This window comes from Gammaproteobacteria bacterium (ex Lamellibrachia satsuma), assembly GCA_019623805.1.
Classification (GTDB): domain Bacteria; phylum Pseudomonadota; class Gammaproteobacteria; order Chromatiales; family Chromatiaceae; genus QGON01.
The window spans coordinates 1,643,142-1,655,540 of the sequence record CP053680.1; the positions used below are offsets into that span (position 1 = coordinate 1,643,142).

The following is a 12,399-nucleotide window of genomic DNA, read 5'->3' on the forward strand; positions in this document are numbered from 1 at the left end:
TCTCCCCTCCCCCAAGTTGAGAACAGCTTTTTCCAAATAAAGAACCTGCCATCACGTCAGATGGGTTTCTGAAATACCCCAAAGTGGCCTAGAATGTAGGCTGATTTCACGAACAATAATCGATCACGCTGGAAATTAAGGCATGAAAAAATTAAAAACACTGCTGTTAGTCACCACCATCAGTCTCCTGGTGGTTGCTGCAGGACTGGGATTCCTGTTTGGAATCGACAATCCGGTTGCATGGATATTGATCGGCATGGTGATTCTGATCCCCTTCATCTATAATTGGAAGGTTCGCTCGGACCAGCTGGTGTGGAAAGATTCATACAGCGTCGGCATCGTACAACTGGATGATGACCACAAGAAACTGATCGAGCTTTTGAACAAATTCCAGACAGCGTATGAGTATCACACCGGAGAAGAGTTCGAGCGCAAGGCGCTGGAAGAGCTGGTGGACTACACCAAATATCACTTCGATCATGAAGAGAAGTTGCTGCAGGATAACAACTACCCGGACTTCGCCGCCCACAAGGATCAGCATATAGCAATGATTGCCGAAGTGGAGCGTTTCGTGGAGGACTACAAGGTACGGGGACATGAAGCACTGGCAGGTGTCGCCCAGTATCTCCAGGGCTGGCTGATCAACCACATCAACGGCACTGACAAACAGTACACCTCCCACCTTCAGGGGAAAGGGGTCAACTGAGCCGCACCATGCAGATCTGGGTCGATGCCGACGCCTGCCCGAAGGTCATCAAGGAGATTCTCTATCGGGCCGCCGAGCGGGTGCAGATACCGCTGATCCTGGTGGCCAACCAGCCACTCAGCACGCCGCCCTCCCGTTATATCAAGACCATCCGGGTCGGATCGGGGTTCGACGTGGCTGACAACGAGATCGTCAAGCGTCTGCTACCGGGTGACCTGGTGATCACAGCCGACATTCCCCTGGCAGCCGAGGTCATCGAGAAAGGCGGCAATGCGATCAATCCCAGGGGAGAACGCTATACCGAAAGCAACATCAAACAGCGGCTGAGCATGCGCAATTTCATGGACGAACTGCGCGGTAGCGGTGTGGATACCGGCGGCCCGCCGTCCTTCAACCACGGTGACCGGCAGGCATTCGCCAATCAGCTTGACAGGTTTCTCAAACAGGCGCTATAACGTGCCCTCTTCCTCTCTTTCCCTTTCCCGGACAAACTGCTAGCGAAGCAAATCGATGATAGCCTGATTGTTTTTTTCTTCAGCAAGCTGTTGGGCGGTTTTACCCATATCATTTTCTAGTGATTTATCGGCGCCATTGGCTAACAGGTACGAGACAACCTCAGTATTACCTGCTTTTACCGCATAGATAAGGGGCGTAGAGAGGTCCTCATCCTGCAAATTGACATTGGCAAGGCGCTCAACAAGATATTTTACGACATCAAGATTATTCCTTTCAGCGGCATAATGAAGGGCGCCTGCGCCAAAATTATCCTGAAAATTAACATTCTTGATTCTGGGCAGCAGTATTTCTACGCTTTCGTTCTGTCGTTTATTAATTGCAACCATCAGTGGCGTAAGACCTGCATTATTAGGTACGCAGGGGGTGACCTGACTGCTGTATCTAAACAGGGTTTTAACGACATCAGTGTGCCCCGCATTTATCGCATGCATCAAGGCTGAATTGCCTTTTCTGTCAGATGAACGAACATCTGCTCCAAACTCCAGCAGTTGGGCAACGATGATATCGTCCCCCTTTTTCGCGGCAATCATCAGTGAGTTGGATCCCGACCTGTTGCGATCATGTACGTTAGCGCCCAGTTCGATCAGCAATGCGGTTATTTGTGGATGACCATTTTCAGCGGCAAATATTAGTGCCGTCGAACCTGATTTCGTTCTGGCATTGACTTCTGCGCCATGAGAAAGCAGGGTTGCAACTATATCAGTATTACCGGATTCCGCGGCAAACATAAGGGGTCTCTTCCCATATTTACCCGGCGCATCTATATTTGCGCCTTTTCTGATCAACGAGCTGAGCTGTTCTGCTGTCCCCCCTGACGCAACATCACGAAGCTGCTGGTCCAGCAAGGTGTCAGCCCATGCTGTTGAGCATACAAAGAGATATAAAATCAGGCCGGTTAACAGTTTTGTCTGGTTTAGCATGCTAATGCCTCTGAATAGTGTACTGCTATGTGTCATTGTTCTTGCTTCGCCTTAGGTGCTGTTCTAAAACCAGTTCTGAAATCCGGGTTTCTCCAATCCAGATGATCGGCAAGTAATTCTTTATCCGGTGCCAGGCGGGAAACATAATCGGCAATTGCTGCCAGATCAGAGTGACTAAAGATTTTAAATTGTTCCACCATTTTTTCATCTGCATTTCTGCGCTTGCCGATTTTCACCCACTGTAATTGCCGTAGCAGGTACTTGAAATGCTGCCCATGAATACGCGGATAAAACTCTTTTGCATCACCTTCACCATTCTCCCCGTGACACTTTTTGCAGTTTTCATTATATAGCTCTTTGCCTTCTTCAAGCCGCATACCGAAGCCAATGCTGTTATTGGGAACCATCGGCAACTGCTCAATATAGGCTGAGATATCAGCCAATGCCTGTGTACCTTTGGCAAATAGGGGCTTTGTAAAAGGCATCATGGTGGGATTATCACGATTACCCTTATGGATATCAGCAAGCTGTTTCAGTATCACGCTTTGATGCTGTCCGGCAATTTGCGGAAAATGACCGGATGGTGAACCCCAGCCCTCTGGCGTGTGGCAAACTGCACAGTTGAAGTACAGCCTTTTGCCTTTTTCAACATCGGGTGTCACATCGAGGGCTTTTTGAACTACCTCATCAATTTTTTTTGCCTCTGATTCAGCATTGGCAACGCCGGAAGCAAGGAAAGCCAGACTCAAACTAAAAACCAGCAATAAACGAAACGATGACTTTGCTATATTAGCAAATAAAGATAATAAATAGATCATAGCGAATAATATCTTTTTATATTGATAGTACAGATTCAGAACCACTTCAGCAGCGCTAAGCAGTTACCATATCTACGGGACTCCGACAGCCCAGCACATGCTGCTTATATATCCAATCATAACCAGTGTCAACAAGGCCCGACTCTAACAGGGATGAGACTGGATTCGCTCTCTGCCATTCCAAACCTCCCAACTCTTGACAATGCTATTGCGGAGAGGCCGCACAGAGTAAACATCCCCGAACCTGTTGACCTTGCCTGTATTGTAGAGAAGAATACGCAAACATAAAAATAGAGTGGATATTCCCCTGCAGCATTAGGATTTATCCGCACCCGGCCAGACTCGCCGTTTGCCGGGAGCAATTCAGACAGCCTCCTGCAACGCCCACGAGTTACCGGGCCAGAGGCTTCGTTTGTGGCAGATCAATCAAAATCAGAAGGGGCGCCGGGGGAGATAATGAGGAGAATAAATAAGGTCTGGTCAGTGATGTTGGCAGCCCTGCTTGGGCTATCTGCCTTTACTGCTTTTGCTGCAGTGGAGCAGGCTTCAACACCTGCATCTGAAAAAGCAGGCAAGCCACTCACTCCAAACAAAAAATGCACCAAGTGTCATGCCGATGATGATGAAGATGAGCAGATCTGGGAGTATGAAGATGGCACAACGAAATTCATCTACGTTGACCCGGGCAAGTTCGAGAACAGCGTCCATGGGAAGCAATACTGTGTCGGCTGTCATACCAACGTCACCCTGACAAAAGGGGAACATGACGAAAGGTTGCCCATTACCGTCGGTTGTGTGCAGTGCCACCAGGAAAATCTGGAAGAGCAGAAAGACAGCCCCGACCCGAAGTACAAACGCCTGAAGGTGGTATTGGAGCAGGTCGACAGCTACATGCATTCGGTGCATGCCCGCCCAAGTCTTGCCGACCAGTCCAGAACCAATGCCACCTGCCACGACTGCCACGATGCCCATAACATCGGCACCCTGGGCAGTGAGCAGCGGGCTGAACATCGTCTGAAGAATCCTGATGTGTGCGGTAAGTGCCATGAGGAGCAGAAACAGGCCTACCTGACATCCATCCACGGCAAGGAAGTGGCGGAGAAAAAGAACAGCGATGCTGCTGTCTGCTCGGATTGCCATACCACGCACAACATTGAATCGCCGGAAGCCGATTCAATGAAGCTGGCCATCACTCAGAACTGCGGTAGCTGCCATGAGGATTCATTGAAGACCTATCTCGCTTCCTACCATGGCCAGGTCAACCGACTGGGTTATACTAATACCGCGAAATGTTACGATTGCCATGGTGGTCACGAGCTGAAGAAGATTGATGACCCGACTTCCAGCATACATATCGATAATCGCCTGGAGACCTGCCAGCAGTGTCATGAGGATGCCCCTGAAGGGTTCCTGGGTTTCCATGCTCATGGTAATGCCGATGATTTCGAGCGTTATCCCGGTATCTGGATAACCGCAAAATTCATGGAGGCGCTGATTATCGGCGTGTTCCTCTTCTTCTGGACCCATGTCCTGCTCTGGTTCTACAGGGAGTTTCGTGATCGCCAGCAGGGCAAGGGATACATCCCCCCTGCGGGAGAAGAGACGGTCTATTTCCGTCGTTTCAGCGTTGCCTGGCGCATCATCCACTTGCTGTTCGCCATGAGCACCATGACACTGGTATTGACCGGCTCCACCCTGCTCTTCTCTCATACCGAATGGGCGCCATTCGTAATCAACATACTCGGCGGACCACAGATTGAGGCCATCATTCACCGTACTGCGGCGACTGTTTGGTTGTCGGTGTTCCTGGTGCACGTCGCCATCGCCAGTTACAACGTCTTCATCGCTGAGCGCAAGACGTTCCGCTGGTTCGGACCCACATCGATGATACCCAACTGGCAGGACTGGCACGATCTGAAAGCGATGTTCCGCTGGTTCTTCGGCAAGGCAGAGCGGCCCAGCTTTGACCGCTGGTCCTACTGGCAGAAGTTTGATTACTGGGCCCCCTTCTGGGGTGCAGGCGTTATCGGCTTGAGTGGCCTGATGCTCTTCTTGCCGACCAAGACAGCAATAATACTGCCAGGCTTTGTCTTTAATATTGCGACAATCGTCCATGCGGAAGAGGCCCTGTTGGCCACCATATTCCTGTTCTCGGTGCACTTCTTCAATGCCCACTTCCGCCCGGACAAATTCCCGATGAGCACCTCCATTTTTACCGGGGCTGTGCCACTTGATGAGTTCATGCATGAGCATAAGCGGGAGTACGAGCGTCTGGAAGCGAGTGGGGAGCTGGAGAAATATCTGGTGAACAAGCCGTCGAAGGGAATGCAGAGAGGCTCCAATATCATTGGCACGATCCTGATCTTCTTTGGATTGACGCTGCTGACACTGGTTGCGATTGGCTTCACGACCATGTCATAGGACTTGGCACTGTTTGGCAGCGCCCCAGGGCGCTGCCTTTCAACGAGCTACCGCTGCAAACAGATGGGATATTTCAAATGCAGGAGCGGCGCCCCCACCACAATGACTCCGTAGTGACGGAAGTAGGGTGCGCCGAGCGCGCCAGAACAAGCAGTTACAGCAATCATGGTGCGCACAGCGCACCCTACCAGATGAATTAAACTCCGAAACGTGAGTTATAGAGAACGCCCCTCCTTCTGATACTCCCGCTCGATTGCCTCCAACAGATCCGCTTTTTGCAGAATATCGGATTGACGGGAGAGCGTCTGCAATAATGCATACTGCATGATATTGGCGATATTGGAACCGGTCAGCTCATAGCGCCGGCACAACGCCCGCATATCCAATCCATGCTCCAACCGGACCTGGCTCGGAAGCAGCCGCCGCCAGATCTGATAGCGCTCTTCCGGACCCGGCGCAGGGAAATGAACCACCGACTGAAAGCGCCGCATAAATGCGGTGTCGATATTGCTTTTCAGGTTTGAAGCAAGAATCACCAGCCCGGAAAACTGCTCGATCCGCTGCAACAGATAGGAGACCTCCTGATTCGCATAACGGTCGTGGGCGTCCCGCACCCCGGTGCGCTTGCCGAACAGGGCATCGGCCTCATCGAAAAAGAGGATCCAGTCACGATGCTCGGCGCGGGAGAAGACCTTCTCCAGGTTTTTTTCCGTCTCACCGATATATTTGGAGATCACCATCGACAGATCGATACGAAACAGATCCCGTCCGGTCACCTTGCCAAGCAGGGTCGCAGTGAAGGTCTTGCCGGTTCCCGGCGGTCCATGAAACAGCGCCCGGTATCCGGGGCGAAAGACCCGTCCCATGCCCCACTCGTTCAACAGATGATCCCGATGGGTCAACCAGTTGCACAGTTCCGCAAGTTGATCCCGCGTCGCCGGACGCAAAACCAGCTCATCCCACTCTCGATCCGTCGTAAGGTGCTGGGCCGGAAAGTCGATACCGAACCTGGGTCCCTCAGCCACCCCGCTTGTCAGCAGAGAGACGATTTCACTGGGCATACTCAGACGGCCGCTAAGGGTCGGCTCACCCGGCGGAGCCGGGTCCAGATAGAGCAGCCCCTCCCGGCTGAACAGGTGGCTCTCTTCAAACAGCTGTTTGAGATACAAACGCTGTTTCAGGTCCCTCCCGGCCAGTAGAAACATCAACGTCTCTCCCGTGGGTATAAATCCCCGGAACTGCGTCCCACGGAGCCCCCCCAGCGAAGGGTAATCACCATTTTGCGGTAGCACTTCGCCAAATATCCGGTCAAAAAAATCGGATTGCAGATGTGGTGCCAAGACTGTGATCAGCGCCAGGCTTTCCTCGAACGGAAGGCGTTGACCCGGCAGTAGTTCAAGTCCGGCCAGACGGGATTGAACCGCTTCCACCTCAATCTTATGCTCCTGCCCGAGCAGTTCCGCAAGCCTGTAGCGGACCCACTGCTCCAGTGCAGTCAGGCCCTCACTCAGATTTTTCAGCCTTGTTTCCACGTGACGTTTTTTCCCTGTTTCATGACCGTATTCACAACAATTCCACTGGGGCCTGACAATCATTTACTTCACCAGATTCGTGGTCTACTCTAACAGAAGAGAGAGGAGATCAGCACCGGATCTGATGCTGAAACAATAGCCCCAGTCCAAGGGCAAAGACAGTCTAGGGAAGATGATTAAAGCCGCATTGGAATTGTTGGTTACCCAACTCAATCTTCACCTCGGCGACGTTGGCAGCAAGCCCGTCACCCTGGGTAATATCGCGCAACTGGAAAATCAGGACAGCCTCCCCACGGAAGCTTCTATCAAGGACAAGGTCGTGCTCAGCCTGGTCAACCTCGAAGAGGAGAAGACCATGAAGAACGGCCCGATACACAAATTACACAACGGCCGCAAGGAGCTTGCGGAACGCCCCGTCCACCTCAATATGTTTCTGCTCTTCAGCGCCAACCTGACCCACTACGACCTGGCGCTGGAGCGACTCTCCCAGATCCTGCTTTTTTTCCAGTCCCATCGCGGCTTCGATTTCCATCGCCACAATCAACCGGAAAAACAGCTACCCGAGGCGTTCAATGTTCAACTTGATCTACATACGCTCAGTTTTCAGGAGATCAACGATCTGTGGGGCAGTCTCGGCGGCAAGCAGGTGCCATTCGTGATGTACAAGGCACGGTTACTGCGCCTGGAGGCGGAGAGTAGCGGAGAACCGGCACAACCGATCACGGCCATCGACCTCATTCACGGACAGCGGAACTAGGGCCATGAGTGAGACGGTAGGCATCGAATATCGTCCGCTCTGCACCGTCCGCTTTCGCCACGGTTACTACTTTGATCGCGGCCAGGCGTGTTTTGAATCTCTCGCCCCGAATGCACAACAGAAAATCCTGGATCAGACTGACATCCATCAGGATCTGGAGATCCAACCCACCGCCGACTGTCGGCTGCTGATCAACCGTTACCGGTTGGTCTACCGCCAGACTGGAGACGGCTTTCTCGTCGCCGCACCGGTCAGCCGGGATCCCGGCAGCGGTGAGCCGGTTTTCGCAGCAGGACTGGAACCGGGCTTCAAGCTGCGTTTCTCCCTGCAACTGAGAAACCCCCATTTCCTCGACATCACCAACCTGCCCCTCGACAAACTGCAGGGGGGGATCTACCACTTCTCAAACAGTGCCAATAACCCCGAACAGAACAGCCTGCACCTGTCCCGTTCGTTGCAGGGTTTCAGTGATGCCGTTCGGTACCAGCCGGGTGACCTGCTGATTGACGACCCACTCGATCCGCAACAGCGGCTCAGCGCGCCCGACAAGATCGAAGCCGGTGATACTTTCGACATCGAAGACTGGCAGACTTCCCCCCCCTATAAGATCTATGAGAGTGGTCCAATCCCGGCGGGCGAAGTGGCCACGGGAGATCACGTTATCCACAACGGCAGCGTCTACGAGTCACAAATCGACGATCCCAGCGGCAATTTTTCCAACCCGACTCACTGGTTACGCCAGTACAGCCCCCTGCTGCAAGGCGTGAGCCGCAACGATTGGCTAGCGCTTTACCCCAACCACCTCTCCATTGCCCTGGACAATCCGCTGCACTACCTGAAACTTCGGGTATTCGACCTCGACGCACAGATGCTGTTAGAGGAAACCTACGATGGAGAGAGCGAACAAAACGAAATTACCGTCGACCTGGCCGGTCTCAAATCCGGCCGCTACCGTCTGCAGCTTTTCGGTGCCGACGGCTTGCCATTGGCAAACAGTGAACGGTTCTTCTATCTGGATAACGATCTTGCCGGCCGCCGCCTGTTCGGCCTGATCGAACTGGAAGCCACCGCCGATGATTATCGATTACTGGATAGCGACGGGGTTCTGCAGTCACCCGAATACCTCGTTAACTTCATCAACCGCGCCACCTACTGGCGCTACCAGTTCCCCAAACCACTGAGTGACGACCTGATTGCGGCTCCCGGTGATGGCCTCGCCGTGGAAGCAGGCACAACGCCCAGCCGGTTAATCACCAGCAAGACACAACCGCTGACCAGAGGATTCATCCCCCTGCTCCGCAACGACACCAGTCAGTATCTGCCAAATCCTACTGACACCCATTCGATCCATCCCGAAGACGGCCGAATCTTTTCGGACATCTATTTGACCAGTTAACCATCAGGGAGAGACCACCATGGCACTCGTAGTCAAAACCCCCGGCGTCTACACAGAAGAGATATCCCTCTTCCCACCCTCTGTCGCTCAAGTGGAGACCGCTGTCCCCGCCTTCATCGGCTACACACAGTTGGCGGAAAAGCGGGGGGAATCCCTGCACGATATACCCGAGCTCATCCGTTCTCTGGCCGACTTTGAGGAACTGTTCGGTGGTGCCCCCGATGTCACGGTTGACCAGGTGAACCTGGACGCCAACAACAGCATCACCAGCGCCAGCCTCACAGCCACATTTCTACTCTACGACAGCATGCGGCTCTTCTTCGCCAACGGCGGCAGCAAGTGCTACATCGTCTCGGTCGGCGACTACAACGACACCATCAATAAGGATCGTCTCAGCGCCGGGCTCGCCGCCGTCGCCCGCGAGGATGAACCGACCCTTCTGGTAATACCCGATGCGGTGCAACTGAAGGACGACAAGTTCTACACCCTGCAGCAGGAGGCGCTGAAACAGAGCGGCGACCTGAAGGACCGTTTCGCCATTCTCGATCTGCTGCAGGAGAACGGTGTCAGTATGGATCTACGCGACAGCATCGCCGACTTCCGCAACAAGGTCGGCATGCAGAATCTCAAGTATGGCGCCGCCTACGGACCCTGGTTGAAGACCAACCTGAGCAAGACGGTAAAAGTCCGTCAGTTGACGGGGCACCTCTTCAAACTCGGCAATCCCGTCAGCCTCAGCAATCTGACCGAGGACGGGGACACCCAGCAGGCTATCAGCCGTCTGACCCGCGCCTCTGCCGACACAGATCGCCTGCTCGACGATGCCACTGCAGGATTAAAGAAATTTCTCGCCGACAATACCACCGATGCAGAATCAGTGGATGCCGGCTATCAGGCAAAATACAACGACTTTCGTAATGCACTCGCTACCTTTAACACTGACACAGCAGCCAACCCGATCGGCCCGGTACAGGATGCCTATCAGGCGCTGTTCGACTACATCTATATCCTGGTGAACGCCATGCTGGATGAGGTTGCCAAGGCCGACACCGATTTCAGCCAGCGCATAGCAGCAGATCCAGGCGACCCTGGTGCCCCCTTCGATCCGGACGGCACCACCTTCCTTACGGACTACGCACAGACGCTGATTTAAAACAGCCTCTTTTACCAGATGCAGACGCTCAATAACTACACTAGAGGCGCCGGTCTATTCATCGCCACAGGCGAGGATGCCGACGCAGACGGCAATGTCGACGAGCATGAAGACTACTTTGCAGCCCATAGTGCCGGGATGACTGCTGCCGCATGGACGCAGGGCGGAGACAACGCCTTTACCAAAGCCGATCTGCCTGCCTTTGAACTCACCTCCATCTACCTGGAAGGTGCTGCCGGACCGGCTGTCGATGAGGAGGCGAATAAAAAGCGTGCGAAAAACATGGAGAGCGGCGCACGCCTGGTGAGTAAGGTGTTCAAATCGGTGGATGAAGCGGTTGCCGGCATCAAGGCCGAGGCCCGCGCCCTGGAAAACAGCTATCACGAAACCCTGGTGGACGGTTTTCCGCTACTGCGCAACCTGATCAGCCGGGTCTCCAATGCGGTAACCGAGCTACCCCCAAGCGCAGCTATCGCCGGTGCCTATGCGGCGGTTGATGCCAACCGCGGTGTTCACAAGGCCCCTGCCAACGTCAGCCTCTCCAGCGTCAAGGGCGTTTCCGAGGTCGTCACCCATGCGGAGCAGGCCGACTACAACGTGGACACGGTAGCCGGCAAATCGGTCAACATCATCCGCCCCTTCATCGGCAAGGGGACCCTGGTCTGGGGCGCCCGCACCCTCGACGGCAACAGCAACGAGTGGCGTTACGTCAATGTACGGCGCTTCTTCAACATGGTCGAGGAGTCGGTCAAGAAGGCCTCATCCCGTTTCGTCTTTGAGCCCAACGACAAGAACACCTGGGTCAAGGTCAGGGGCATGATCGAGAACTTTCTGTTGATTCAGTGGCGCAATGGCGCCCTCGCCGGCGCGGTGCCCGACGACGCCTTCTTCGTCAACGTGGGACTGGGACAGACCATGACGGCGCAGGATATCAATGAAGGCAAATTGATCGTTGAGATCGGCATGGCAGCGGTTCGGCCCGCAGAGTTCATCATCCTGCGTTTCTCCCACAAGATGCAGGTCTCCTGACAAATGATTTTTTACAGGGAAACAGAGATGCGCAGGCCCGCGGCCTGCGCCCGCTAACGGATACGAGGTACAGTCATGGCAAATTATCCTCTCGCAAAATTCCACTTCGTGGTCGAGTGGGGCGGTTCCAGCGTCGGTTTCAGCGAGGTCTCCGGCCTTGAGGTCGAGACAGAGATGATCGAATACCGGCACGGCATGAGTCCTGAGTTCAGCAAGATCCGCATGCCGGGTCTGAAAAAGTACAGCAACATCACCCTGAAAAGAGGCACCTTCGCCAGTGACAACGAGTTCTTCAACTGGTGGAAAGAGACCGCCAAGTTGCAGACCGTGGAGCGTCGGGATCTGGTGATCAGCCTGCTCAACGAAAACCATGAACCGGTGGTGGTGTGGAAGGTGAAGAATGCATGGCCATCCAAGGTGACGGCCACCGACCTGAAGGCTGACGGCAACGAAGTGGCGATCGAAACCATGGAACTTGTCCACGAAGGGCTGGTGATCGAGAACGAGTAATCCGGGACAAACCAATATGTCGGAGTACGACTTTTATCCCGGATTCCACTTCCAGGTCGAATTCATTAGTGCTGATTTCGGCACTAATGACAGCCGCTTCCAAACCATCGGTGGCCTGGAGGTCAGCATGGAGACGGAGACCATCAAAGAGGGCGGTGAAAACCGCTTCGAGTACATCCTGCCCACCAAGACCAGCTACGGCACGCTGAGTCTGAAACGGGGCATGATGCGTAACTCCGATCTCATCGACTGGTGCAACCGGACCATGCAGACCCTGGAGATCAAGCCGGTCGACATACTGATCACCCTGCTCAACGAAAAACACGAGGCGGTGATGAGTTGGAACATCTTCCACGCCTGGCCGAAGAAGTGGTCCGTCTCGGATTTCAACGCCATGAACAATGAACTGACCATCGAGACACTGGACCTCCAGTATCTCTACTTTACGAGAGACTGATGCCGGTAGAGATCAGAGAACTGGTGATTCGTGCCGAGGTCGGTGGAGAGGCGCCGCGCCGGGAGGGCAGCAGTAGCAGCACCCGGCCGGCCCCCGAGGATAAGGAAGCACTGATCGCCGAGTGCATCGAACGGATCATGCAGATACTGCAGGAACGGGAGGAGCGTTAGCGTGGGACAACTGG

General features: G+C 54.0%; 13 protein-coding genes. 10 read left to right on the top strand and 3 right to left on the bottom strand.

The window, feature by feature from the left end:
• The first annotated feature begins 142 nt into the window (after nucleotides 1–142).
• Both HPY30_06935 and HPY30_06940 read left to right on the top strand, forming a co-directional pair.
• A complete protein-coding gene (locus HPY30_06935; protein ID QYZ65744.1) occupies nucleotides 143–706 on the top strand; it encodes a hemerythrin family protein in 564 nt (187 codons plus the stop codon).
• An 8-nt stretch (nucleotides 707–714) separates the two neighbouring features.
• The gene (locus tag HPY30_06940; GenBank protein ID QYZ65745.1) at nucleotides 715–1,161 is read left to right on the top strand and encodes a YaiI/YqxD family protein; all 447 of its coding nucleotides are present in this window, start codon (nucleotides 715–717) and stop codon (nucleotides 1,159–1,161) included.
• 39 nt (nucleotides 1,162–1,200) lie between these two features.
• On the opposite strand, the gene HPY30_06945 is transcribed toward HPY30_06940, so the two are convergent.
• Nucleotides 1,201–2,142 (bottom strand): ankyrin repeat domain-containing protein, encoded by a 942-nt coding sequence (locus HPY30_06945; protein QYZ65746.1) that lies wholly within the window; start codon nucleotides 2,140–2,142, stop codon nucleotides 1,201–1,203.
• Between the two features lie 32 nt (nucleotides 2,143–2,174).
• On the bottom strand, nucleotides 2,175–2,960 hold the full coding sequence (locus HPY30_06950) for a cytochrome c (protein ID QYZ65747.1): 786 nt from the start codon (nucleotides 2,958–2,960) through the stop codon (nucleotides 2,175–2,177).
• A gap of 456 nt (nucleotides 2,961–3,416) precedes the next feature.
• Between HPY30_06950 and HPY30_06955 the strand changes: the two genes are divergently transcribed.
• The gene (locus HPY30_06955) at nucleotides 3,417–5,381 is read left to right on the top strand and encodes a cytochrome C (GenBank protein ID QYZ65748.1); all 1,965 of its coding nucleotides are present in this window, start codon (nucleotides 3,417–3,419) and stop codon (nucleotides 5,379–5,381) included.
• 215 nt (nucleotides 5,382–5,596) lie between these two features.
• Here the strand turns inward: HPY30_06955 and HPY30_06960 are convergent, their stop codons facing one another.
• Nucleotides 5,597–6,913, bottom strand: coding sequence for an ATP-binding protein (locus HPY30_06960; protein ID QYZ65749.1), 1,317 nt, complete (start codon nucleotides 6,911–6,913; stop codon nucleotides 5,597–5,599).
• 172 nt (nucleotides 6,914–7,085) lie between these two features.
• Here HPY30_06960 and HPY30_06965 point away from each other — a divergent pair, with 172 nt between their 5' ends.
• The 7 genes from HPY30_06965 (at nucleotide 7,086) to HPY30_06995 (ending at nucleotide 12,385) form a co-directional block, all read left to right on the top strand.
• Nucleotides 7,086–7,670, top strand: a complete 585-nt coding sequence (locus tag HPY30_06965; protein QYZ65750.1) for a DUF4255 domain-containing protein — start codon at nucleotides 7,086–7,088, stop codon at nucleotides 7,668–7,670.
• A 4-nt stretch (nucleotides 7,671–7,674) separates the two neighbouring features.
• A complete protein-coding gene (locus HPY30_06970) occupies nucleotides 7,675–9,066 on the top strand; it encodes a hypothetical protein (GenBank protein QYZ65751.1) in 1,392 nt (463 codons plus the stop codon).
• A 19-nt stretch (nucleotides 9,067–9,085) separates the two neighbouring features.
• The gene (locus HPY30_06975; GenBank protein ID QYZ65752.1) at nucleotides 9,086–10,219 is read left to right on the top strand and encodes a hypothetical protein; all 1,134 of its coding nucleotides are present in this window, start codon (nucleotides 9,086–9,088) and stop codon (nucleotides 10,217–10,219) included.
• A gap of 18 nt (nucleotides 10,220–10,237) precedes the next feature.
• Nucleotides 10,238–11,248, top strand: coding sequence for a phage tail sheath family protein (locus HPY30_06980; protein ID QYZ65753.1), 1,011 nt, complete (start codon nucleotides 10,238–10,240; stop codon nucleotides 11,246–11,248).
• A gap of 75 nt (nucleotides 11,249–11,323) precedes the next feature.
• On the top strand, nucleotides 11,324–11,758 hold the full coding sequence (locus HPY30_06985; GenBank protein ID QYZ65754.1) for a phage tail protein: 435 nt from the start codon (nucleotides 11,324–11,326) through the stop codon (nucleotides 11,756–11,758).
• Nucleotides 11,759–11,774: 16 nt separating this feature from the next.
• Nucleotides 11,775–12,215: a phage tail protein gene (locus tag HPY30_06990; GenBank protein ID QYZ65755.1), complete on the top strand. Its 441-nt coding sequence runs from the start codon at nucleotides 11,775–11,777 to the stop codon at nucleotides 12,213–12,215.
• Nucleotides 12,215–12,385: a hypothetical protein gene (locus tag HPY30_06995; protein ID QYZ65756.1), complete on the top strand. Its 171-nt coding sequence runs from the start codon at nucleotides 12,215–12,217 to the stop codon at nucleotides 12,383–12,385. The genes HPY30_06990 and HPY30_06995 overlap by 1 nt, the downstream gene beginning before the upstream one ends.
• The last annotated feature ends 14 nt before the right edge of the window (nucleotides 12,386–12,399 follow it).